This window comes from Actinophytocola sp., assembly GCF_036002505.1.
Lineage (GTDB): Bacteria > Actinomycetota > Actinomycetes > Mycobacteriales > Pseudonocardiaceae > DASYTH01.
In genome coordinates this window covers 31,461-54,324 of record NZ_DASYTH010000408.1, presented here as the reverse complement: position 1 = coordinate 54,324, position 22,864 = coordinate 31,461, and the positions used below count along the sequence as shown (strand labels likewise).

Sequence of the window (22,864 nt, the reverse complement as noted above, 5' to 3'; positions counted from 1 at the left end):
TCAGCTCCTCGTCACTCGAATCTGGTGCTCGAACGAGAACACCAGCGCGTTGGCCGGAAGATCGAGCCGGGGCACCGCGCGGCCGCGCTGGGAGGTGACCGGGTCGGCGCCGAACAGGCGCACGTCCTCGACCAAATCCACGCCGGGAATCCGCTGCAGCACCGCGAAGATCTCGCCCTGCTGCACGGGCCGGCCGAACGGCCAGCCGCCGCCGTCCGGGCCGCCGCGGACCGGGTCCAGGTACTCGTAGAGCGCCCGGGTCGCCCGCTCGCGCAACCGTTCCGGGGTCGTGCGGGGCCGGGCGATCAGCTGCGCGACCACCGTCACCCCTTGGTAGAACGGGGGTTCGACGGAGACCCGGGCGCCCACGCAGCGTCGCTCCTCAAGGGTGCGCTCGATGTCCTGGCGCATCCGGGGATCCAGCAGGAACGCCCCGAAGTCCGGCTCGGTGGTGACCGGAACGTCCGGCACCACCAGGACCCGGATCCCATTGGCGTCGCTGGTGTCCGGCACGCAGTGCACGCGGGCCGCCTGAGGTGCGGCGGCCCGGGCGAGCTGCTCGTAGTCCTCGGCGGTCACCGCGCGGTCCAGCGTGCGCAGCAGCAGCGGACCGCGGACGGCCGCGTCGTCCACGGACTCCGCGTCCACCCCCCCGCTGGCCGCCTTGCGGTTGGTCACCTCGCTCACGAACGGCACCGGATCCCGTTGCACGGTCAGCATTCCGCGGGCCACGTTGCCGCGCCGGCCGCCACCCGCCCGGTACTCGGGCACCCGGATGGTCGCGGCCTTCGGCGGAACCGCGCCGTAGAGCCGGAAGTCGCCGGCCGGTTGGCGGACCGCCGGGCCGAACACCACCTCGCCGGACACCCGGTCCAGCATCACGTGCCGGTCCCGCGGGCCGGACTGGGCGAACGAGGTGACCTCCCACCATTCCGCCCAGCCGTCCTCGCCGCCGACCTCGACCAGCAGCGGGCCGTCACCGGCCACCACCGGCCGATGAGCCAGCGGGAACCGTTGCCCGGCAACGCCTTCGGACACACCGATGATCTCGCCGTGCACGATGTCGGCGTGCACCGCGGTCGCCGTGCCGCCGATGGTGACCGCGCTGACGCCGTGCAGGATCGGCGACGCCCGGTAGAAGGGCCGCCCGGCGTCGGGCTCGACCGTGCGGCACCGCAGCCAGCCGGCCCGCGAGGTGGCGATCACCGACGCGGTATGCCCGGCCGGCACGTGCAGCTCCACGTCGCCGGAGGTGTTGAACCCACCGGTGGTGTCCCGCTCCACTTCGCACTTGGTCCAGGCCTCGCCGGTCCACGCCTCCCAGGCCAGCGGCGGGTGCCGCGGGTCGACGCCGACGCCCTCGACCGTGCATTCCATGCGCAGCAGCACGGTGCAGCTCGGCACCGCGTCGGACAGTCCGACGTAGACACAGTCGCCCGGCTCGGGGGCGGCGGCGAAGCAGGCCGCGCCGCGCCCGGCGTGCAGATCCTCGGTGTGGTCGAACGGTGTCTCGCTGCCCGCGGTGGCGGTGGCCAGCCGCGTCCACGAGCACGGCACGATGGTCAGCGGCTGCTCCACCGTGAAGATCACCGACTCCTCGGTCTCCGTGCGCACGCTCGCGACCTGCGTGTCGGCCGGCACCACCACGGGGTTGGGCTGCGCGGCGGCGAGCCGGAACGTGGCGTCGCAGCGCGCCGCCGACGGCGGGAACAGCGTCACCCCGATCAGGTCCAGGAAACGCAGGTAGTGCAGGTTGGGCACCCGGTTGAGCCGGTAGAGCAACTGGTCGACCATGAACGCGAACGTCTCGATCAGCGTCACGCCGGGGTCGGAGACGTTGTGATCAGTCCACTCCGGACACTTCTGCATCACCCGGCGCTTGGCCTCGTCCACGAGGTCCTGGAAGCCGCGGTCGTCAAGGTTGGGCATGGGCAGCGACATCAGGCACCCTCCGAGTCAGCTGCCGGGCCCTCGATCGACTCGTGCGGCGGGATGACGTAGAACGGGAACACCAGGTTCCGCGGATCGTTGCTGTTCCGCAGGGTGTAGCGGACGTCGATGAGCAGGACGCCGCGCTGCACGTCCTGGAAGCCGACCACCACGTCGGTCAGCTCGACGCGCGGCTCCCAGCGCTCCAGGGAAGTCCGGACCTCATAGGCGATCTGCCCGGCGGTGGCCGCGTCAGCGGGCGCGAACACCAGGTCGTGGATGGCGCAGCCGAACTCCGGACGCATCGGCCGCTCCCCCGGCGCCGTGCCGAGGATCAGCGTGATGCTCTCGATGATCTCCCGGTCGCCGCCGACCAGCGCGACAGCCCCGGTGGCGTCGGTGTGCACCGGAAACGCCCAGCCCCGGCCGATGAAGTCCATGCTCAGCCTCCGATGAGGACGGTCGGGCAGCCCATGACGATCGGCGCGCCGCAGCCGGACATGTCCCCCATGCGGGCCGCCGGCATTCCGCCGATCAGCACGGTCGGGCAGCCGGGCGGCACGATCGGCGTGGGTGGATGCGGGGGCGGGGGCGGAAACGAGCAGGCGTGCATGGTGCCGACGTTGGCGGCGGGCTGGCCGCCGATCAGCACCGTGGGCACGCCCGGACCGCTGACCACGCCGGGATGCCCGGTGGGGTCGCCGACTCTGGCCGCTGGTGGCATGACCGCCTCCCGTCTAGTTGATCCGCACCAGGGCGCCGCGCACAGTGACGTTGCCGCTCGCCGTGAGCTCCGCCTGGCCCTGCCCCGCCACGGACACCGTGGCGCCCTCGACCTTCACCCCGGAGGTGCCGGAGAGTTTCATCGAGGCGTTGGCCGTCACCTCGACGTCGGTCTGGGACTGCACGGTCACCTTCTGGCCCTTCATCTCCAGCGGTCCGCTGCCGGAGTCCACGCTGATCCCGTTCTCCGCCTTGATCTTGATACCCTTGCCGCTGGTGACCTCGATCATCTGGTTCTTCTGGTCCAGCTTGATCACGAGCTTTCCGTCGCCGCTGGCCACGGTGATGCCGTCGGCCTCGACGAACTCCAGCTTGTGACCCTTGCGCGAGACGTAACCGCGCACGGCGATCTCCCCGCTGCCGGAGTCCACCGGCTCGGCGGCGAACTTCGGCAGCGTGTCCTTGCCGTTGTGCAGCCCGCCGAGCACGAAGGGCGCGTCGAACTCGCCGTGCTCGAAGCCGGCCAGCACCTCGTCGCCCACCTCGGGCAGCACCAGGAAGCCCCGCTCCTTCCCGGCCCCGGGCTGCACCACCCGGGCCCAGTTGCTGGTGAAGTCCTTGTTCAGCCAGGGGAACGTCAGCTTCAGCCGGCCCAGCTTGAGCGGGTCCTTGGCGTCGCTGACGATGGCCGGCACGAGTCCGTTGTAGACTTTCGCGGATCCGCCGTTGCCCCCGGTGGTCAGGCCGTAGAGGGACCGCTCCTGGCGGCCGGACACGGTGAACTCGGTGGCGTAGCCGACCTCCGGGTTGAACATGTGGCGGGTGCTGGTGAGCGTGTACTTGCCGGCGAAGGGGTCGCCCACGTTGGTCAGCGCCACCGCGGTGCCGGCGCGGAGCTTCGGGTTTCCCCTGGCCACCCCGTCGAGCTCCACGCACGCGCTCCCGAGTTGCGCGGCGAGGGCCTTGGCGGTCGCCTGGGCCGCGGCCTGGGTACGCCGGCCGGGCGCGGCCAGCAGCGGCGGGCTGCCGAACTTGCCCGCCATGGCAACGGGATCCGCGCCGGCCACCTCCATGCCGGCGAGCCCGGGCTTGGCCGTGGCACTGATCTCCTTCTTCGCCTCGACGTCCCAGCCGCGCACCTCCACCTCGGGCACCTGCTCGGCGGCGCTCATGCTGGCGCGCAACGCGATCAGCGTGCGGTGCGCCTCGAGCACCAGCGGATCGGTGTGCGCCTTGGCCTTCGTGTCGGGCGCGCCGCTGGGCTGCTCGGGCAGCCGGAAGTTCAGCTTCCCTTCGAGCACCGCGATCTGTGCGCCCACCGCGTTCGCCAGGCGGCACAGGAACTCCCAGTCGCTCACGTTGTCCTGGCTGAACTGGGTGTGCGGCGCCCCACCGAAACCGCGGACGTCGTCGATCGTGCCGACGCCGATCCCGGCCCGCTGGGTCACCTTGCGGACGACGTCGGACACGGTCATGTTCGGGTACACCGCGACCCGCCGGCCCCGGAACAGCCGGTGCGCGTGGTCGTAGCCGCGCACCTCGGTGAACGTCCCGAGCCGGTCGATGTCCAGCCCCACCGCGGTGATCTCGCCGCTCATCAGCGACTGCGGGCCGCCCGGGTCGGCGGTCTGGACCTTCAGGTCGATCTTCTCGCCGACCTTGAACCCGCCCTTGCCCAGCACGACCCCGCCCGGATCGCGGAACCGCAGCACGAACGTGTCCGGGAGGTTGCGGCTGTCGTCCACGTAGGCATAGGTGAGCAACGTCTTGACGTCGTCCGGGATCGGGCGCCCGCCGACCTCGACGACCAGGGTGTTGGCGAAGCTCTCATTGACCATTCGACCGGCCCCTGATCTCCTCGATCGCGGGCACCAGCAGGCGGGTGCCGGGGCGCAGCCGCATCGGGTCGTCCACCTCGTTGGCGGCGGCGATCGCCCGCCACAGCTCGGCGTTGCCGTAGCTGCGGTACGCCACCGACTGCAGGGTGTCGCCGGCCACGAGCAGGTGCGTGTCGCGCGCGGCGAGCGCTCCGGAGGTGGGGTTCTGCCCGGACTGCTCGCCGGAGATCTCCTCCAGGTTGACCGTGCAGACCGCGCGGACCGGCAGGCCGCCGGGCGTGAAGAGGGTGTACTTCGCGGTCACACTGGCCACATAGGACGGAAAGCCGACCATGCCGCCCCACTTGAAGATCACCCAGGGCGGCGAGGCCTTGGTCTTGCGGCTCTCCTCGGTGGCAACGCACAGGGAGAACAGCCGCTCGACGGTCTTCACCACGCGGTCGTCCATCCCGTCGGTGGCGTCGATGAACATCTCGAGGGCGAGCTTGGACGGGTCGGAGCCCTTGAACTCCGGTGTCCCGCTCCCCTTGGCGTTCTGCTGGGACTCCCGCTTCCACTTGGCGTTCTTGGTCAGCGAGAGTTCCTTGGGGTTGAACTGGAAGTCGATGTCGTACAGGTGCCCGCCGGGCTTGGACGTGGTACCCGCCTGCGGTGGATTGTGGACGGACAGCTTCGCCGGCTGCTTGTTGGTCGGCGGGCCGGCGGAGTAGCTCGCCGGCGGCGGCGAGCCGGCCGAGGTGAACATGACGGGCGTGGCCATGGCGCGCTTCTCCTAGTCCCGGCCGAGGAAGCCGTGGTGGGCGAGCTCGAGCGTCTCGGTGGCGACCTTCGGCGAGTCCGCGTTGAGCTGCGGTCCGGTCCACCGCACCGGCACCACGCCGACCATGGACCAGCGGGCGATCACGGTGCCCTCCAGCGTTCTCGCCTCGATGGTGGCGGTCTTCCGCTGGACACCGCCGGCCATCCCGGCGATCCACCGGGTGATCTTCGCGCTGTCCGCGGTGACCGGGCGGGACAGCTTGATGTTGGAGTACTTGATCCGGGTCGGCAGCTGCCAGACGAACCCGTTGTTGCCGCCCTCCTCGCGCTGCTCCATGACGAACTCGCAGCCGAGCCCGTCGCAGCCGCTGAACGCGCCGAGGCTCTCGTCGTCGATCTTGACGACGTAGCAGACGGCGACGGCCTCGGCGTCGGGCATGGCTCCTCCTCAGTGCGTCAGGTCGGTCAGCCGGCCGTGCCGCTCGCGGTCGAGCCGGAGCTCGGTCTTGAGCCTGCGCAGCAACGGATCGAACAGCTTCTTCACCAGTTCCTCCGGATCCCCGCCACCCGCGGCCGCTGGGGCGGGTACCGGTGGCGCCGCCGCTTCCGGTGCCGCGGCGGGCGCGGGTTCGGCCGGGGGCGGGGGTTCCGCTGCTGGTGCCTCGTCGACCCGTTGGACCGCAACAGAAATCGGTGACACCGCGGCGGGGGCCGACATCACGAGCGGCTGCGGTGACGGCACGGGGGGACGCATCGGTGCCGCCGGCTCGGCAACCGCGAGCCGGGAGACCGCGGTGCCGGGTGGTCCGCGCATCGGGACGGGCATGCCGGCCGGAGCGGCCAGAGCGAGCACCGTCAGGCCGGGCTCCGCGCCGAGGGTCGGGGATGTGGGGCCGGGCATGGTCACCGGCCCGGCGGTTGAAGTCCCGGCGGACCGGAACTCGGCGGGCCCGGCGCTGGCCACTGCTGAGGGAGTCGCGATCGGGTAGGCCACTCGTTGAACTGTCCCGCCGGGCGGGGCGGCCGGGTCGCGGGCGGGGACCGGCCAAGCCTGCTGAGGCCGGGCGCCGAGGGTCTGGACCACTTGACGAGGCGCCAGAGCCGGACCGACCCCCGGGCCGGGGACCGTCGGGCCGGGCATCGGAGGCGCCGGCTCCGGTCCGGCCACCGGCGGCCCACTGTCCGTAATGGACAGTGGTGGATCCGTGGCCCGCAGGCCGAAGTCCGGCTCGACACCCAGGGTCTGGACCGTGGGGCCGGGCTCGCCGCCGATGGCCGGAAGCGGCGCCGCGGCTGGTTCGGGCTCGGCCCGGGTGGTCTGGACCGTCGGGCGCGATCCGGTGCCCGCCACCGGAAGTGCGGTCGGGCTCGGCACGGCCGGCCCCGGTTCGGTGCGCCACGCCTGCACCGGTTCGGCGCCCGCCACAGGATGCGGGGCCGGGCCGGTCACAGTGGCCGGGCCCGACCCTCGCTCCGGAGCCGATCCGATACCCGGGGGAACTGAGTGGGGACCCGGCTCCGCACCCAAGGTCTGGACGGTGGGGTGCGGTTCGGCGACCGCCGGGGGAAGCGGGGTAGGAACAGCGGGCCCGGTGCTCGTCGTCTGAACCGTGCGGCGCGACTCGGCGCTCACCACCGGAAGCGGGCCCGCGGTGTCGCCGCCGGGTGCGGAAGGCGTTGGTTCGTGGGCCGGAGAAGGCGGTTCGCCCGCCTGCTCGGCACCCAGGGTCCGCACGGCCGGCACCGGTTCACCGGCGGGCCGGGGGGTTACCGGAGTCGCGGCCGACTCGTTGCCGAAGGTCTGGACAACCGGGTCACCGTGCCCGGCCAGGGGGGTCGGGTCCACCGATGGGTCATCCGGCACCGTCTGCACGACCGGGCCCGTCACCGGTCCACCGCGCGCCACCGGCGGCATCGGGATCACCGGCGGTTCGTTTGTCACGGGTCCGCCAATCACCGCCGGCAGCGCCGGATCCGCCGGCGGTTCAACCCCGAGTGTCCGGGCAACCGGGCTCGCCACCGGTTCGGGGCGCGGCACCGGATCCGCCGGCACCGTCTGCACGACCGGAGCCGGCGACGGTCCGCCGCGCACCGCCAGGTCCAGCGGCGCTTGAGCCTCCGGCGTCCGCACGACCGACCCCGCCACCGGTTCGGCGCGCACCGCCAGATCCGCCAGCGGCTCAATCCCCAACGTCTGCACGACCGGACTCGCCACCGGTTCGGCGTGCACCGCTGGCGGCTCCGCCGGCACCGTCTGGACGACCGGGGCCGTTACCGGTTCGGTGTGCGACTCGGGCGTCGGCGGTTCGCCGTGGGATGTCTGCACCACCGGGGCCGGCCCGGCGGCCGCCAGGGGCAGTGGGCCCGGAGAGGGGTCGCCGTCAAGGGCCGGCGGCGGGGATGCCGGCTCCGTCCCGGGCCCGCCGGCCACGTGCGGTTCGGGCTCGGCGCCAAGGGTCGGCGTCACGTCACCGGTGCGCGTGGCTACGGAATCCGGCCCGGCGCTCACCTCGGGCGGCGGCGCCGGGCCAGTCCCAGCCTCGGTGCCACGCACCGGGACCGGCCCGAAACCCGGCCCGGGCCGGGGCCCGTCCCCGCCGGTGCTGACACTGCGCTGCACCGGAGCGGGCGGCGCGCCCTGCGGTCGCGTATGGACAGTTGGCGGGATGATGGGCTCCCCCAGCCCCAGCCGTCGCGGGATTGACAGCTGGGGCTGGGGAAGCGGTGGTGCCGGCGGATCCTCGGCCCGCGCCGGCGGATCCGGCGGCTCGGGCGCCGCGATCGTGGGCACGGTGTCCACATCGGCCTGTTCGGCTGCGGGCCCGGCCGGGCGATCCGGTGTGGTGACGACCGGGAGCTCGAGCACGGGATGCTCGACCGGTGGCGCGACGGTCGGGCCCGGTCCGTCCACAGCGGACAGCGGCACCGGCGGAGGTTCGTCATCCGCCACCGGGCTGACGTATGGCTCAGCAGCCACGGCCCGCTGGACCGTCGACCGCCTCGACCCCGTGACCTCCCGGGGCGGGCGGGCGAGCGGCATGTCGATGCCCGGAGCGGCCGGTAGGGCGAGGTCGGCGACCCCGGACGGCTCGGCCGGGCCGATCCGGTGCCCGAGCGGCTCCAGGAACGACGGGTTTTGCCAGGAGGTCAACGAGTCCGAGAACCGCTGCACCGGGTTGATCAGGGGGTGCTCCGGCACGACCCGCGGGACCGGCGGCAGCTCCCGCCAGTCCGCCCGCACGACCGGGGCCGGCTCCGGGGCTTCGCTCGCCGGCTCGGCTCGCCGTCGTTGCAGCCATTTCGGCCACATGATCTGCTCACCGCCCCTGTGAGATCCGCGTGTTCATCTTGGCGATCTCGGCCACGTACCGGTGCCGGTCGGTGTGCTCCAGATCGAGGATGTCGTCGAGCGGCCAGTGGAAGTGGTACGCCACGTACGCAACCTCCTCGTGCAGCCGGTCGGCCGCGTACGTCACGATTCCCCCAGGCGGCCACCGGCCACGTCGACCACGAACTTCCGGCCACAGTCCGGACAGGACACTCCGGCCCGGGTGTGCCCCTCGCTGTTGATCCGGCGGTAGAGGTCCTGCAGGAACGCCAGATCCGAGGCGAACAGGTTCTCGATCACGCCGGCGTGGATGTCGGTCACGTCTCCGATGCGGGTGACCACCCGGGCGAGCAGCACCACCGTGAGGTACGCCGGGTTCTCCCGAACCCGGTCGTCCCGCAGCGGCACCAGCTCGTCCCGCGCCGTCGCCAGGCGCATCGTTCCCGAATAGTGCGTGACCCCGGAGTCGTCGACGTAGCCCCGCGGCAGCTCGAAGGCGAACTCGGTGCGGAGCTTCTCCCGCTGCGGCCGGGAAACCGGGACCGCAGCGGGAGCGTCATCGGCGGCCGGGGCGACGGCCATGGTCCTTCGCATCGCTACTGAGGCTCGCAGCCCTCGTGCACGACCACCAGCTTCTCGGTGAGCACGCTGGTGTCGCCCGCCTTCAGCGAACCGATCTCCAGGCTCTTCGGCCAGCAGTTGGCCAGCTTGTAGCGCTTGAGCTCGGTTCCCTCGTAGTCATAGACGATGATCGACCCGCCCTTGCGCGCATCGCCCATCTTGCCGAAGTGCGAGTCCTTGATCCACTTCTCGAAGTTGGTGTCCTCGGTGAGGCCGCGGGTGAGCGTGACCTCCCCCGCCTTCGGCCGGCCGGGCAGCTTCTTGTTGATGTACTTGCCGTCCGCGGTGTTCTGCTTGAGCTCGATGACGTCCTGCTCCATCTTGAGGCCGGACACCTCGGAGATCTGCTTGATCTGCACGCCGTCGATCTCCAGCCCGAAAGAGTGTCCGACCGCCTTGTCCAGCTCGGGAAGTCCCATGTTCTACCGTCCTAATGTCCGAAGTGGATTACTCGTTGACCAGGCTGGTGCCGCCGGACAGCTGGGACAGCCTGAAGATCACGAACTCGGCCGGTTTCACCGGCGCGACGCCGACCTCGCAGATGACCTGGCCGGCGTCGATGCTCTCCGCCGGGTTGGTCTCCCGGTCGCACTTGACGTAGAACGCCTCGTCCGGGGTGAGCCCGAACAGCGCGCCCTTGCGCCATTCCATGACCAGGAAGGCGCTGATCGTGCGCCGGATGCGGGCCCACAGCGCGTCGTCGTTCGGCTCGAACACCACCCACTGGGTGCCGTTGAGAATGGACTCCTCGAGATAGTTGAACAGGCGGCGCACGTTGAGGTAGCGCCAGTCCGAGTCGCTGGACAGCGTCCGCGCGCCCCACACCCGGATGCCTCGGCCCGGGAAGGCGCGGATGCAGTTGACGCCCTCCGGGTTCAGCACGGACTGCTCGGCCTTGGTGAGCCTGGTCTCCAGCTCCACCACGCCGCGCATCACCTCGTTGGCCGGGGCCTTGTGCACGCCGCGGGTGCCGTCCGTGCGTGCCCAGACGCCGGCCATGTGGCCGCTCGGCGGGACGAACGTGTTGGTGCCGGTGGCCTGGTCGAAGACCTTGATCCACGGGTAGTAGATCGCGGCGTACCTCGAGTCGTACCCGGCCGTGTCCACCCGCCAGTCCCGGACCTGCTGCGGCGACATCCCCCGCGGCGGGTCGAGGATCGCCATCCGGTTACCCATCAGCTCGGCGTGCGCGATCATGGCGAGCTGGACGGACTGCAGCTCCTCGAGCGTGATCTGCTCCCGCTCGTACAGGCCCGCCAGGTCCGGCACCGCGATCATCGTGACGTCGTCGATCACCTCGAGCCCGCCGAATCCGGTGCGGTCGCGGACATCGCCGACGAACGCCTCCGGGCGGACCGGCTCGGGCGGCGCGGCCGGCGCCGGGGCGGGCGCGCGCAACGCCACGGTTCCCTTGTCCGGCTTGGCCATCGCGCCGGTGGTGATTTCCTCCAGGGTGATCAGGTTCGACTTCTCCCGGACGACCGTGACCACGTTCTCCTTGCCACGCCTGGTGGTCACGTGGTGCGTCTCGACGACCTTGCCGGCTTGCTTGACCAGCAGCGTGAACCGGTCGTCGCCCGCGGCATCCTCCGGCGGGTCGGCCACCTCGACGCTGATGTCGTCGCTCTTCGCGCCGTCCGGCAGGCCCTTGATGGTCAACCGGTACCCACCGAGCTGCGCCTGCGGCAGTTCGGGCAGCTCGGGCTTGGCGCCGTTGCCGTTCTGTCCAATGCGGACGACGTAGCAGGTGGAGCCGCCGTTGAGGAAGTACCCGAACACCGCCTGCGGCAGGTAGGCACCCTCGGCGAACCCGCCGAAGGCCTGGGTGTACTGGCTCCAGCTGGTCACCAGGGTCGGCTCGTCGTACGGTCCGTCCGCGGTGAAACCGACGAACGCGGCCATCGCGGTGCCCACGCCCTCGATCGGCCGTGAACCCGACTCGACCTCCTCGACGTACACGCCCGGCGACAGGTAAGTGGGCATTCTGCGTGCCTCCCAGTCAAATTCGGCTCGGCGCTGTGTGTACTAGCGATACTGGAGCCCACTGGTGATTCCCGAAAAGACCGCGCGACGGAGCCCGAGGGAACGGCTGATTGCCCGAAGAGGCAACGGCGTCCAGGCGCTTCCCCGCCGATCAAGGCTTGACTGTGGCGACCGGTGCCGGTTAGGTCACTGCTTGAGCATGGGCCGTTCCGGCACGGCAGAGGGTGGGCCTGTCAGGTGACAGAGGTTACCGGCTTACGGGGCCGGTCTGATGTGCTTCGGTTGTTCAGAGAGTGCGTGTCACGACCCAAACCACGCCGGACGCATCGCCGGCTGCCGGTTGTCGTGCTGCTCGGCATGCCCGGCAGCGGCAAGACCGCACTGCTCGAAGGGCTCGGTCAGTTGTGGGATCAGGTGATCCCCGTTGCCCGGCTCGATCTCGGCGCACCGGATCAGGCCGACCTGCCGCCGCGGGAGATCGTGGTGCAGCTCGCCTTCCAACTGGCCAAACACCGTCCACAGTTCGGCCGAATGCCGTTCCGCCTGCTGATGTTGTGCCTGCTCATCGCCGGTGCGGACATCAATCCGAAAAATCGGGATCGCGCCCTGGACGACGTCCGCAAGGCCGTCATCTCGGACACGGTGAGACCGGAACGCGAGCAAGCGATCAACAAAGCGGTGGATGCCTTCATCCAGACACGGCTGGTGCCTTCCTGGTCCCGGATGGTGGCCGGTGTGTTGCTGCGCGGCGCCGAAACGATGTTGTGGCGCCAGCGGTTGCGGCACGTCTCCGGGCTGTGGCCGCGCCGGGGCAACACCCGGCATGCCGTCAATCCCCGCGAATTGCTGGTCGATCTCGGCACCGGCGCCAGGGACGTCGTGGACGAGGTGTTCTGCCAGGCTCTTCTCGCCGACCTGCGGACCGCGTACCAACGCGGAATACGTGCCCATGGGCGCACCGCCAACTGCGCGGTGCTGCTGGACAATGTCGACTCGGTCGCCGGCAGCCGGTTCCTCCAGGTTCTCGCGGACTGCCGAACGGAGGCGCCGGGCGATCCGCTGGTGGTGTTTGCGGCCAGCCGCACCTGGCTGCCCGCTTGGAGTCCATTGTGGACGATGCCGGGCGCGACCCGTGACGGCGTGGGCAGGCAGCAGGTCCGCCGGCCGAAGGATGCCAGCTTCACCGACTGGACCGACCGGGTAGCCGGCACCGCGTCCGACTCCTGGCGGTATCTGGTTGAGTTGCCGCATCTCACCGCGCAGGAGGTGGTGGACCTCGACGCCGCGGGGACTCATCCGGTGGGATCACGGCCGGCGCGGTTCGTGCACCGGCTGACCACCGGGCACCCGATGGCGGTCCGCATGGTCCTCGACCGGTTCGGTGGCCCGGCCACCACCGCGGCCATGCGCGGGGTTCTGGACACCGAGCACTCCGCCGGCGGCGCCACGGACTCCATGGCGCGGACCATCATGCACCGGCTACTGGGTGACCAGGACGAGGTCGACGAGGACGCCTGGGCCACCCTGACCGGCTTCGCCGTCGCTGACGACTTCGAGGTGGGTGCCCAGTTGGCCGGCCGGGCCGGGGACCAGGAGGCCAAGGGCAAGGCGGATGTGCTGCGGACGTTGCGCACCCGGCTGCTGGTCACCACCCGCGATGGCCGGCCGGCGCTCGATCCGTGGTTGCGCAGGCTGGTACTGCACGAGCTCGCCAAGCATCTCGAGGATCCGGGCAACTGGTGGGCGACGCACACCCGGCACCGCAACTTCCACAGCGCCAAGGGCAACCGTATCCGGGCGCTCTACCACGGGCTGGCCATCGGTGAGATCCAAGCCGTGATCGACCACCTGGCGGGCCGCCTCGGTGAGCTGAAGTCAGAGGAGGACGCCCGGCTGTGGATCGGGCAGCTGAACACGATCACCTCCGCGCCCAACCGGCTGACCGTTGATCGCACACCAGCCGACCAGGTCGAGCAGCTGGTGTCCGGATTGGACAACGTGACGCTGGCCAGGCTTGTGGTGGCCAAATGGCTGCTGTCCGACCCGCTGGCCGATCCCGAGGAGTCGCTGCGCGCCAGCGTGCGGCGCGGGCTCGAACGGCTGGCCGACGATACGCCACCGGGTTATCTCGTCTTCATCGACGAGGCGGACAAATATATCGAGGGGCCGAATTGAACCAGCGAGCCACGTCGCCGGCAGGTTCGGCTTCGATACCACCGCACCCGCTGTGGAAGTGGGCCAAGATCGCGGCGGTGGTCCTGGTGCTCGCGCTGATCGCGGGCGCCGTGGCGGTCATCGTTATCCAACGCTCGCGATGCGCCGACGGCGTGTCGAAGGAGGGTCCGCGGAACGAATGCGTCGGTGTGACCGACGGCTCGTACGTCTTCGCCGAGGAGCTGCACCAGGCGGAGGAGAAGATCCGGATCGAGAACCAGTGGGTGCTGGACCAGGGCAAGGAGTACGTGAACATCGCGTATTTCGAGCCGATGACGCTCATCGACAACGACGTGACCACCTATACCGCGGTACGGCACGGTCTGGAGGGCGCCTACCTCTCCCAGCGGCGGGCCAACCGGACCAATGAATGGAACGGGGACAAACCGCTGTTCCGGTTGCTCCTGGCCAACCCGGGCAGCCAGGCCCGGCAATGGAAGCCCGTGGTCGAGCAGATCATCAACGGAACCGGCCCCACCGACAGGATTGCCGCGGTCGCCGGTCTCGGGCAGAGCATCGGCGGCACCCCGGACGCCGTGAAACAGCTGTCCGAACACAGCATGATCATGGTCGGCTCGGTGATCACGGCCGACCTCTTCAGCGACATCGACAACCTGGCCCGGGTGGTCCCGACCAACACCAACGAGGTCAGCGCGATCGTGGAGCACCTCAAGGCGGACACAAAGCGCGCCATGCTGGTGACGGACACCAACAAAGCGGACCCGTTCGCCACGAACCTCGGCGACCTCTTCCGGAACATGTACCCGGGAGACGGCCGGGTGCTCGTCGAACCGACCGAGGAGTACCAGTCCTCGGACGCGGGTCCGAGCAGCTTCAGCGGGATCGCCCCGGAGATTTGTTTCGCCAAGCCGGACGTGATCTTCTTCGCCGGTCGCTTCCGTGACCTGAAGCGGCTGCTCGACGCGCTCGCGCTTCGACCGTGCCCCACTACCCGGATGCGGATCATCACCGGAGACACGGTCGTCGACCTGAGCACCGACGAGCAGGTACGCCGGAACCTGGCCAAGAACATTCAGCTCGAGCACCTGCACCTGGCCGACTGGCACGCCTGGACCGGAACCGCCCAGGGTTTCTTCATCAGCCGGTCCACCGAGTATTTCACCGAGCAGAGTGGCGAGGGTTACTTTCTCAGCGAATTTCCCGGCGAGTCCAGGGATGACGGCCTCGCCATTCTGGCTTTCGACGCGGTGGGCACCGCGATGAGCGCGGTCCGGAGAAACCGGGATTTCACCCGCCTGCACGGCCAGTCCGCGGTTCCCGGGGCCAGCGGCTATGTCTCGCTGGACAGCGGCGATCCCGAGCGCAAGGCGATGTCCGTGCTGACTCTGACCGCGGCGCCGGGCGACTCGACGACGACCGTCGGACGCCAGGTCATCTCGTGCGCGGGCACGCCCTTCCTCCCCCGGAAGGAAACCGACCCCGACCCGCCGGTGTGTCCCGGTTAGCCGGTCAGAAACCGGCAACCTCGGCGTGGTAGGGGCCGAACTCGCGCTCCAGGCAGAGCCGGCCGAGCTTGCGGTACTCGCGGGCGACGGCGCCGACCAGGTGGGTCATGGCGACCGGCTGGCCGGCCTCGGCGGCGAGGTAACCGGCGGTGACCGCGGCCGAGCGGATGTGCCCGCCGGCCAGGTCGAACGCGGCGGCCAGGAAGTCCAGGTCGATGTCGCCGGCGCGGGGCGGGCCGGCGCCGAGGCAGCGGTCCCACAGCCGGCGGCGGCGTTCCTCGTCGGGCAAGGGGAAATCCACGATGACGTCGAGCCTCCGGGTGAACGCCTCGTCCAGGTTCGCCCGCAGGTTCGTGGCCAGCAGCGCGAACCCGTCGAAGGTCTCCATGCGCTGCAACAGGAACGCGCTCTCGATGTTGGCGTAGCGGTCGTGCGCGTCGCGCACCTCCGAGCGTTTCCCGAAGATCGCGTCCGCCTCGTCGAACAGCAGCACGCCGTTGACCCCGGCCGCCTCGCTGAAGATCCGCTCGAGGTTCTTCTCCGTCTCCCCCACGTACTTGTCCACCACCGTGGCCAGGTTGACCGTGTACAGGTCCATGCCCAGTGACGCCGCGATCACCTCGGCCGACATGGTCTTCCCGGTGCCGGAGTCGCCGGCGAACAACCCGGTCACGCCACGCCCACGGCCGCCGCCGGGACGCATCCGCCACTCGTCCAGCACCCGGTCGCGGTACCGGGCGCGGGTGGCTAATTCCCGGAGCTGCGCCAGAACGTTCGCCGGCAGCACCAGGTCGTCCCAGCCCACCGCGGGCTCGATCCGGCGGGCCAGGCGCTGCAGCCCGGCCGCGTTCTGGCTGCGTGCCCCGTACCGGACGTGGCCGGCGTCCACCGGCCGGCCGTCGGCGAACGCGGACATCGCGGCGGCCTCGGCAGCCCGCCGGATCTGGTCCGGACCCAGCACGAAGTGCCTGGTCGCTTCGGCCGGATCCAGGCCCGCGGCGAGCCGCCCGTTGAGGCTGGACCGCCAGATGTCCGCGCGGCTGGCCACCGCGAGCGGCGCGACGTCGTGCTGCAGCGGCGGTGTCGCGCTCCATCGCGGGTCCCACACCGAGGTGCCGTAGGTGAGCACCGGCACCGCCGCATGCGTCAGAACGCCCAGCGGCGGCGGGGATCCGTCCAGCGGGCCGAGCACGATGCCGGCGCCGCGCAGCAGCGCCTCCCGCAGCAGGGCGCGGGTGGTACCCGTCCGGTCGGGGGCGGCGGCGAGCGCAGCGGTGTCCACCAGCAGCGTGCCGAACCCGGCCAGCGACAGCGCCGTGCTCGCCAACTCCCTTGCGCCGCAACCGGGTCGCTCACGCAGGTAGACCAGGCGCACGCCGCCGCCGACCACCCGGGCCAGCAGGTCGTCACCGGGCAGGTGCACGGTTTCCCTTGCCGGCGCGACGATGTCGGCGAGCATCGGGTCCAGCCGGGTGTCGCCGAGCAGGTGGCTCACCACGCGGTCGGGGACCCGCAGCGACCGGGACAGGAACGGGCGGTCCAGGTCGTCCACGGCGAGCAGCCCCGAGGTGATCAGCGGCGCGTCCGCGTCGAGCCGGGCGCGACCGACCGCCGACGCCTCGGGGACACCGCACAGCCGCAGCGCCAGGCCCGCGCTCGCCCGCCGGCGCGTCACGTCGTCGTTGAGGTAGCCGTAGAACTGCTCGAACCGGCTGTCCACATCGGGCGCGACGGCGATCAGCAGCAGCTCGACGTCCAGCTCGGTCAGCGGCACCGTCGCGGCGAGCCGGGCCAGCACCCCGTCCGGAACCGCTTCGACGAAGGGGGCGAAGGGATCCCGGCGGTCGTCGAACAACGCGTTGATCGCCTCGTCGGACAGGTACAGGCCGCGGAACGGGTCCTCGGGATGCGGGTCGACGCTGCGCCGCAGGGCGACCGCGTCGCGGATCCTGCGCTCCAGCCCGGCCAGCCGGTCGAACAGCTGGACCGGGCTCGCGTCCGTCACGGCCGGAGACCCTTGCGGTGCGGGCGAACCATGGCGATGCGGCGCTCCCCGGTGTCCTCGTCGGGTGGCCCGACGGAATGCGCCACCAGGTCGTCGCCGAGGATCTCGAGCCGGACGCCCTCCACCACCGGCGGCCCGGCGGGGAACATCCGGCCGGTGTCGGTCGGCGCGGACACGACGATGTCCAGCGACGGCTTGAGTTCACCGCCGAGCGCGGTCCACACGTCGGCGAACGCGCGGTCCTCGGGCGGCGGCAGCGCGGTCGTCATCGGCACCGGAAGGCCAAGGGCGGCAAGGGATCCGGTGAGCATGGCCGGCGGAAGCGCCTCGTACCTCAGGAATCCGGCGAGCAGCGCGGAGAGCAGCCGGTGCTCGTCCTCCGGCCGCTGCGTCCACGCGGTGACCAGGTACGACAACTTGTAGTGCCGGGGCGGCAGGTGGCGCGCGGCCACCCGATCGCCGTTGTACTCGTTGAGCAATCCGCGCTGCCGGCGGCGGAGATCCTCGCGGACGTCGTAGAGGTACACGTTGACGGTCGGCGCGTTCCGCCGCGCCGCCCACTCCTTGGTCGGCGCGTCGAAGGCGACCTCCACCTCGGACCCGCGCAACGCCTCGTCCTTCACCAGCGTCCTCAGCGCCTGATCAACCTCATGAATCACCGCGCCGCTCCTGTCATAGGCACCGCTGGACCAGACCATCGCAGTCCGCGTCCGATGCCCGAAAGTCATGCCCTGACAGACCTTCGGGAACACGCGCATGCCCATACGGGCAACATGCCATGTTTGCGCATGACGTCGGCATGTTGGCCCGACACGTCGCCGTGTTGGCTTCTCACGTCGTCATGCTGGCCGCAGGCGCGCAGGAATGACCGGTCCCGGCCCCGTTCGGAACACGCCGACTCCGATCCCAAGGTGGCGCCGAACCCGCCAGCAGCCAACACACCAACGCCACAGGCCAACACGGCATCGTCAGGCGCCAACACACCGACCAGCGGTGTCCGATTCGTTCAAGACCGGGCGGCTGGGGCGTCCTAGGTTTGGCGCCATGACCATTACAGCAGCGAAACTTGATGTGGTCGGGCTGATCGTCGAGGACATGGCCCGGTCGCTGGCGTTCTACCGGGCGCTGGGCCTGGACGTCCCCGCGGAGGCGGACACGGAGCCGCACGTCGACTTCACCCTGCCGGGCGGGATGCGGATCACCTGGGACACCGTCGACACGGTTCGATCGTTCGACCCGGGCTGGCAGGCGCCGTCCGGCTCGCCGCGGATGGGCCTGGCGTTCCTGGTGGACACCCCGGCCGGGCTGGACGAGTCGCTGGTCGCGGCGGGGTACGAGGGGCACAAGAAGCCGTGGGACGCGTTCTGGGGTCAGCGGTACGCGATGATGCACGACCCGGACGGGAACGGCGTCGACCTGTTCAGCCCGATCGCTTAACCGGATAAGCTCGGCGGTGCGGTGCTGCCCCGCGGGGTCAGCCGGGAGTGCGAGACCTCCACCCCGAGGGCCTTGCCGGTGGTGCCGGCGATCACGTCCAGCAGGAGCTCGGCGGCGCGGGCGCCGTAGGCCGGGATGTCCCTGGTCATCGCCGTGAGCGGGGGCCGGACCACCTGGCACAGCGGCGAGTCGTCCCAGCCGACGATGGACAGGTCGCGCGGCACCACCAGGCCCATCTCGTGGGCCACGGACAGGCCCGCGACCGCCATGATGTCGTTGTCGTAGATGATCGCGGTCGGCCGGGCGGCGGTGCTGAGCATGGCGCGGGTGGCGTGCGCGCCCTCGTCGCCGGTGTAGTCGGTGGAGATCACCAGCGAGGTGTCCACCGCATAGGTGGTGCCGGCCGCGCGGAAGGCCGCGTCCCGGTGCCGGGTGTGCAGCAGGTCGGGCAGCCCGGCGACCCGGCCGATCCGCTTGTGCCCCAACGCCACCAGGTAGCCGACGGTCTCGGTGACGGTGACCGCGTCGTCGGCCCAGACGTGCGGCAGCGAGCCGACGCCGGTCGGGCCGCCCACGATCACCGCGGGCAGGGCGAGCTGCTCGAGCAGCCCGACCCGTGGGTCCTCGGCGCGCAGGTCGGTCACGATCGCGCCGTCGATGCGCCGCTCCGCCCACCACCGCCGGTACAGCGCGAGCTCGGTCTCGGCGTCGGCGACCACCTGCAGCATCAGCGCGGAGCCGGCCGCGGAGAGCACCGCCTCCATGCCGCTGACCAGCTCCATGAAGAACGGCTCGATGCCGAGGATGCGGGCCGGGCGGTGGATGGCCAGGCCGATCGCGTTCGCCGCGGCGCCGGACAGCGCCCGCGCCGCGCTGTTCGGCCGCCAGCCGATCTCCTCGGCGATGGCCAGGATCCGCTGCCGGGTGTGCGGCGACACGCCGGGCCGGTCGTTGAGGGCGTAGGACACCGCGCCCTTGGAGACGCCGGCCCTGCGGGCGATGTCGGCGATCGTCGGGCGTCTCATGCGCGTCCTCCACCCTCACGGCCCCTGCCGCCGTGACGGCCGCAAGGATAGCTGAACCGCTTGCAACGCCGTTGACACCGGGCGGGGCGTAACCCTAGCGTGAATGGCAACTTTCTCGGTTAAGTTCCCTTTGTTAGGAGTCCGGCGTGGACGGCTACCGCGCGTTGCACGACGGCTGGACCCTCACCTCGGCGGGCATGGCCCGGCTGCCCGCCACGGTTCCCGGCGCGGTGCACACCGATCTCCTTGCCGCCGGCGCGATCCCGGATCCGTACCTGGGCACCAACGAGGATCTGGTGGGCTGGATCGGCCGCGCGGACTGGGCCTACGAGCTGGGGTTCGACTGGACAGACGGCGGCACCGACCGGGTCGACCTGGTGTGCGCCGGGCTGGACACGGTGGCCCGGATCGCGGTCAACGGGGTGGAGATCGCCCGCACGGCGAACATGCACCGGTCGTACCGGTTCGGGGTGCACTCACTGCTGCGGCCCGGACGGAACTCTTTGCTGATCCGGTTCAGTTCGCCGTACCGGTACGCCGAGGAGCTCCGCACCCGGCTGGGCGACCGGCCGAGCGCCTACCCGGAGCCGTACAACTTCATCCGCAAGATGGCCTGCAACTTCGGCTGGGACTGGGGTCCGCGGCTGGTCACCGCCGGCATCTGGCAGCCGATCGGGCTGCACGGCTGGCGCACCGCACGGCTGGACCGGGTCCGCCCGCTGGTCACCGTGGACGGCGCGGACGGCCACGTTGAGCTCCACATCGGACTGGAGCGGGCCGCCGAGGCACCGGTGACGATCACCGCGACGGTGGCCGGGCAGCGGACCAGCGTGCGGGTGCCGGCCGAACGCCGTGTCGAAACGCTTCGACTGACCGTCCCGGGGGTGGAGCGCTGGTGGCCGCGGGGACACGGCCACCAGCGCCGGTACGACCTCGACGTCACGCTCACCGACGCCGCGGGCGCCGTGCTGGACCGCTGGCAGCGGCGGATCGGGTTCCGCTCGGTGCGGCTGGACACCGCGCCGGACGCCGCCGGCACCCCGTTCACCGTGGTGGTCAATGGGCATCCCATCTCGGCCCGCGGGTTCAACTGGATTCCGGACGACTGCTTCCCGCACCGGGTCGACCGGGCCCGCTACGCCGAGCGCCTGCGGCAGGCCGCCGAGTCCGGCGCGAACTTCCTGCGGGTGTGGGGCGGCGGGCGCTACGAGAGCGAGGACTTCTACGACCTGGCCGACGAGCTGGGACTGCTGGTGCAGCAGGACTTCCTGTTCGCCTGCGCGGCCTACCCGGAGGAGGAGCCGATCGCCGGCGAGGTCGCGGCCGAGGCCCGCGAGCAGGTCGTCCGGCTCGCCTCCCACCCCAGCCTGGTGCTGTGGACCGGGAACAACGAGAACATCTGGGGCCACGCCGACTGGGGTTGGTCCGGCGCTCTCAACGGCCACACCTGGGGCGCCGGCTACTACTTCGACATGCTCCCGCGCATCGTCGCCGAGCTGGACCCGACCCGCCCGTACTGGCCGGGCAGCCCCTACTCCGGCCGCCCCGACCGGCACCCGAACGACCCCGCGCACGGCAGCATGCACATCTGGGACGTGTGGAACACCCACGACTACACGCACTACGCCAGCTACCGGCCGCGGTTCGTGGCCGAGTTCGGGTTCCAGGGCCCGGCGGCGTACGCCACGCTGCGCGAGGCGGTCGGGGAGCCGCTGGCGGACCCCGACTCCCCCGCGCTGGCGCACCGGCAGAAGGCGGTGGAGGGTCAGCAGAAGCTGCTCCGCGGGCTGGCCGGGCACCTGCCGGTGTCGAAGCGCTTCGACGACTGGCACTGGGCCACCCAGCTCAACCAGGCCCGGGCCATGCGGTTCGGCGTCGAGCACCTGCGCTCGCTGCACCCGCTGTGCACCGGCGCGCTGGTCTGGCAGCTCAACGACTGCTGGCCGGTGATCTCCTGGTCCGCTGTGGACGGAGCCGGCCGGCGCAAACCCCTCTGGTACGCACTGCGCCGGGCGTTCGCCGAGCGGCTGCTGACCGTCCAACCGTCCGCCGATGGTCTGGACCTCGTGGCGGTGAACGACACCGGCGCCGAGTGGCGCACGCAGGTCGCGGTCGCCCGGATCGGCTTCGCCGGCGACCCGCTGGCCAAGGCCCTGCTGGATCTCGTTGTGCCCCAACGGGATGCCGTCCGCGTGCCGCTGCCGCCCGAAGTGACCACCCCGGACGACCCGACCGCCGAGGTGCTCACCATTGCCGAAGGTGGAAACCGAAGCTGCCACTTCTTCGCCGAGGACGTTGCCCTCGCTCTCCCCGAGCCGCGCTTCGAGGTGCGCACCGCCGCGGCCCCGGACGGGCTCGACGTCACGGTCACCGCCGGCACGCTCCTGCGCGACCTCGCCCTGTTCCCCGACCGCCTCGACCCCGCGTCCACAGTGGACGACATGCTGATCACGTTGCTACCCGGGGAATCCAGCACCTTCCGGGTGCGCACCGAGACGCTCCTCGACGAGTCCGCGCTGGCTGCCCCGCCGGTCCTCCGCTGCGTCAACGACCTCGGCACGCGGCCGTGATCAGCTACGCTCTCGCCCTCGATGTCGGCGGCACCACGATCGCCGCCGCGGTGATCGACTCGGCCGGCCAGATCCTGACCTGCGACGAGGTCGTCACGCCCCCGGCCGACGCGGCCACCATCGCCGCGGCCGTCCGCGGCGTGGCCGCGAGCGTCCTCGCCGCCGCCCCACCCGGCGCACTGGCCGGCGTCGGAATCGGCTCGGCCGGCCCGCTCGATCCGGTCGCCGGCACCGTCAGCCCGGTCAACATCACGGTCTGGCGCGACTTCCCGCTCGTCGCCGAGGTCCGCCCGATCGCCGCCGGCACCCCGGTCAGCCTGGCCGGCGACGCCATCTGCATGGCCCTCGGCGAGCACTGGCGCGGCGGCCACGGCGGCCGCACGCTCCTCGGCATCGTCGTCTCCACCGGCGTCGGCAGCGGCCTGATCATCAACGGCACTGCGTTCCAGGGCCCGACCGGCAACGCCGGCCACTTCGGACACACCGTCGTCCAGCTGGACGGCCCCGCCTGCCCCTGCGGCGCCCGCGGCTGCGTCGAAGCGCTGTCCTCCGGCCCCGCCATGACCACCTGGGCCCTCACCCACGGCTGGCGCCCCACCGCCCCACCCGACGCCCGCACCCTCGCCACCGCCGCCCGCTCCGGCGACCCCATCGCCCTGCGTGCCTTCGACCGCGGCGCCCGCGCCCTCGCCGCCGGCATCGCCAGCGCAGCCGCCATGGTCGACCTCGACACGGTCGTCATCGGCGGCGGCGTAGCCGCAGCCGGCCCCGTCCTCTTCAACCCCATCCACACCGCCCTCACCGACTACGCCGCCCTCCCCTTCATCCGCCGCGTCCACATCGCCCCATCACCCCTGGGCCGCCGCGCCGGCCTCTACGGCGCCGCCGCCCTCGCCTTCACCACCGCCGCCCAACCTCACCTCGTGACCCAGCCGTAGCCTCAGACGCCAGCTTTACCGCCGGCAC

At 71.3% G+C, this 22,864-nt stretch carries 19 protein-coding genes; 5 read left to right on the top strand and 14 right to left on the bottom strand.

What is annotated here, in order from left to right:
* The 11 genes from VGR06_RS36240 to VGR06_RS36190 are packed head-to-tail and all read right to left on the bottom strand — an operon-like array spanning position 1 to position 11,181.
* The gene (locus tag VGR06_RS36240; RefSeq protein ID WP_327563731.1) at positions 1 to 1,941 is read right to left on the bottom strand and encodes a putative baseplate assembly protein; all 1,941 of its coding nucleotides are present in this window, start codon (positions 1,939 to 1,941) and stop codon (positions 1 to 3) included.
* Entirely contained in the window at positions 1,941 to 2,369 is a 429-nt protein-coding gene (locus tag VGR06_RS36235) for a GPW/gp25 family protein (protein WP_327563730.1), read from the bottom strand. Before VGR06_RS36235 ends, VGR06_RS36240 begins: the two co-directional genes overlap by 1 nt.
* 2 nt (positions 2,370 to 2,371) lie before the next feature.
* Positions 2,372 to 2,653, bottom strand: a complete 282-nt coding sequence (locus VGR06_RS36230) for a PAAR domain-containing protein (protein WP_327563729.1) — start codon at positions 2,651 to 2,653, stop codon at positions 2,372 to 2,374.
* A gap of 13 nt (positions 2,654 to 2,666) precedes the next feature.
* Positions 2,667 to 4,490, bottom strand: a complete 1,824-nt coding sequence (locus tag VGR06_RS36225) for a VgrG-related protein (protein WP_327563728.1) — start codon at positions 4,488 to 4,490, stop codon at positions 2,667 to 2,669.
* Entirely contained in the window at positions 4,480 to 5,250 is a 771-nt protein-coding gene (locus VGR06_RS36220) for a LysM peptidoglycan-binding domain-containing protein (RefSeq protein WP_327563727.1), read from the bottom strand. The genes VGR06_RS36225 and VGR06_RS36220 overlap by 11 nt, the downstream gene beginning before the upstream one ends.
* Positions 5,251 to 5,262: 12 nt before the next feature.
* Complete coding sequence (locus VGR06_RS36215) at positions 5,263 to 5,688, bottom strand: phage tail protein (RefSeq protein WP_327563726.1); 426 nt, start codon at positions 5,686 to 5,688, stop codon at positions 5,263 to 5,265.
* Between the two features lie 9 nt (positions 5,689 to 5,697).
* Positions 5,698 to 8,559 (bottom strand): hypothetical protein, encoded by a 2,862-nt coding sequence (locus VGR06_RS36210; protein WP_327563725.1) that lies wholly within the window; start codon positions 8,557 to 8,559, stop codon positions 5,698 to 5,700.
* A 7-nt stretch (positions 8,560 to 8,566) separates the two neighbouring features.
* Entirely contained in the window at positions 8,567 to 8,725 is a 159-nt protein-coding gene (locus VGR06_RS36205; protein WP_327563724.1) for a DUF6760 family protein, read from the bottom strand.
* Positions 8,722 to 9,171, bottom strand: coding sequence for a hypothetical protein (locus VGR06_RS36200; RefSeq protein WP_327563723.1), 450 nt, complete (start codon positions 9,169 to 9,171; stop codon positions 8,722 to 8,724). The genes VGR06_RS36205 and VGR06_RS36200 overlap by 4 nt, the downstream gene beginning before the upstream one ends.
* A 2-nt stretch (positions 9,172 to 9,173) precedes the next feature.
* Complete coding sequence (locus VGR06_RS36195) at positions 9,174 to 9,617, bottom strand: phage tail protein (protein WP_327563722.1); 444 nt, start codon at positions 9,615 to 9,617, stop codon at positions 9,174 to 9,176.
* Between the two features lie 28 nt (positions 9,618 to 9,645).
* Positions 9,646 to 11,181 carry a phage tail sheath family protein gene (locus tag VGR06_RS36190; RefSeq protein WP_327563721.1) on the bottom strand — a complete coding sequence of 512 codons (1,536 nt, stop codon included), beginning with the start codon at positions 11,179 to 11,181 and terminating at the stop codon, positions 9,646 to 9,648.
* A gap of 297 nt (positions 11,182 to 11,478) precedes the next feature.
* Between VGR06_RS36190 and VGR06_RS36185 the strand changes: the two genes are divergently transcribed.
* Together VGR06_RS36185 and VGR06_RS36180 are read left to right on the top strand one after the other, a co-directional pair.
* Positions 11,479 to 13,356 carry a hypothetical protein gene (locus VGR06_RS36185; protein ID WP_327563720.1) on the top strand — a complete coding sequence of 626 codons (1,878 nt, stop codon included), beginning with the start codon at positions 11,479 to 11,481 and terminating at the stop codon, positions 13,354 to 13,356.
* Positions 13,353 to 14,861, top strand: coding sequence for a hypothetical protein (locus tag VGR06_RS36180; RefSeq protein ID WP_327563719.1), 1,509 nt, complete (start codon positions 13,353 to 13,355; stop codon positions 14,859 to 14,861). The genes VGR06_RS36185 and VGR06_RS36180 overlap by 4 nt, the downstream gene beginning before the upstream one ends.
* A gap of 4 nt (positions 14,862 to 14,865) precedes the next feature.
* Here the strand turns inward: VGR06_RS36180 and VGR06_RS36175 are convergent, their stop codons facing one another.
* Entirely contained in the window at positions 14,866 to 16,866 is a 2,001-nt protein-coding gene (locus VGR06_RS36175) for an ATP-binding protein (protein ID WP_327563718.1), read from the bottom strand.
* Complete coding sequence (locus VGR06_RS36170; protein WP_327563717.1) at positions 16,863 to 17,525, bottom strand: DUF4255 domain-containing protein; 663 nt, start codon at positions 17,523 to 17,525, stop codon at positions 16,863 to 16,865. The genes VGR06_RS36175 and VGR06_RS36170 overlap by 4 nt, the downstream gene beginning before the upstream one ends.
* 385 nt (positions 17,526 to 17,910) lie before the next feature.
* Between VGR06_RS36170 and VGR06_RS36165 the strand changes: the two genes are divergently transcribed.
* Positions 17,911 to 18,303, top strand: a complete 393-nt coding sequence (locus VGR06_RS36165) for a VOC family protein (RefSeq protein ID WP_327563716.1) — start codon at positions 17,911 to 17,913, stop codon at positions 18,301 to 18,303.
* On the opposite strand, the gene VGR06_RS36160 is transcribed toward VGR06_RS36165, so the two are convergent.
* Entirely contained in the window at positions 18,300 to 19,328 is a 1,029-nt protein-coding gene (locus tag VGR06_RS36160) for a LacI family DNA-binding transcriptional regulator (RefSeq protein WP_327563715.1), read from the bottom strand. The genes VGR06_RS36165 and VGR06_RS36160 overlap by 4 nt on opposite strands.
* A gap of 146 nt (positions 19,329 to 19,474) precedes the next feature.
* Between VGR06_RS36160 and VGR06_RS36155 the strand changes: the two genes are divergently transcribed.
* Complete coding sequence (locus VGR06_RS36155) at positions 19,475 to 21,898, top strand: glycoside hydrolase family 2 protein (protein WP_327563714.1); 2,424 nt, start codon at positions 19,475 to 19,477, stop codon at positions 21,896 to 21,898.
* Positions 21,895 to 22,836 (top strand): ROK family protein, encoded by a 942-nt coding sequence (locus VGR06_RS36150; protein WP_327563713.1) that lies wholly within the window; start codon positions 21,895 to 21,897, stop codon positions 22,834 to 22,836. Before VGR06_RS36155 ends, VGR06_RS36150 begins: the two co-directional genes overlap by 4 nt.
* The last annotated feature ends 28 nt before the right edge of the window (positions 22,837 to 22,864 follow it).

Excerpts from the sequence above, each read along its gene's own strand:
- VGR06_RS36160 (WP_327563715.1), bottom strand. The coding sequence starts at position 19,328 with ATGAGACGCCCGACGATCGCCGACATCGCCCGCAGGGCCGGCGTCTCC.
- VGR06_RS36240 (WP_327563731.1), bottom strand. The coding sequence starts at position 1,941 with ATGTCGCTGCCCATGCCCAACCTTGACGACCGCGGCTTCCAGGACCTC.
- VGR06_RS36200 (WP_327563723.1), bottom strand. The coding sequence starts at position 9,171 with ATGCGAAGGACCATGGCCGTCGCCCCGGCCGCCGATGACGCTCCCGCT.
- VGR06_RS36230 (WP_327563729.1), bottom strand. The coding sequence starts at position 2,653 with ATGCCACCAGCGGCCAGAGTCGGCGACCCCACCGGGCATCCCGGCGTG.
- VGR06_RS36195 (WP_327563722.1), bottom strand. The coding sequence starts at position 9,617 with ATGGGACTTCCCGAGCTGGACAAGGCGGTCGGACACTCTTTCGGGCTG.
- VGR06_RS36225 (WP_327563728.1), bottom strand. The coding sequence starts at position 4,490 with ATGGTCAATGAGAGCTTCGCCAACACCCTGGTCGTCGAGGTCGGCGGG.
- VGR06_RS36215 (WP_327563726.1), bottom strand. The coding sequence starts at position 5,688 with ATGCCCGACGCCGAGGCCGTCGCCGTCTGCTACGTCGTCAAGATCGAC.
- VGR06_RS36220 (WP_327563727.1), bottom strand. The coding sequence starts at position 5,250 with ATGGCCACGCCCGTCATGTTCACCTCGGCCGGCTCGCCGCCGCCGGCG.
- VGR06_RS36235 (WP_327563730.1), bottom strand. The coding sequence starts at position 2,369 with ATGGACTTCATCGGCCGGGGCTGGGCGTTTCCGGTGCACACCGACGCC.
- VGR06_RS36190 (WP_327563721.1), bottom strand. The coding sequence starts at position 11,181 with ATGCCCACTTACCTGTCGCCGGGCGTGTACGTCGAGGAGGTCGAGTCG.
- VGR06_RS36210 (WP_327563725.1), bottom strand. The coding sequence starts at position 8,559 with ATGTGGCCGAAATGGCTGCAACGACGGCGAGCCGAGCCGGCGAGCGAA.
- VGR06_RS36165 (WP_327563716.1), top strand. The coding sequence starts at position 17,911 with ATGACCATTACAGCAGCGAAACTTGATGTGGTCGGGCTGATCGTCGAG.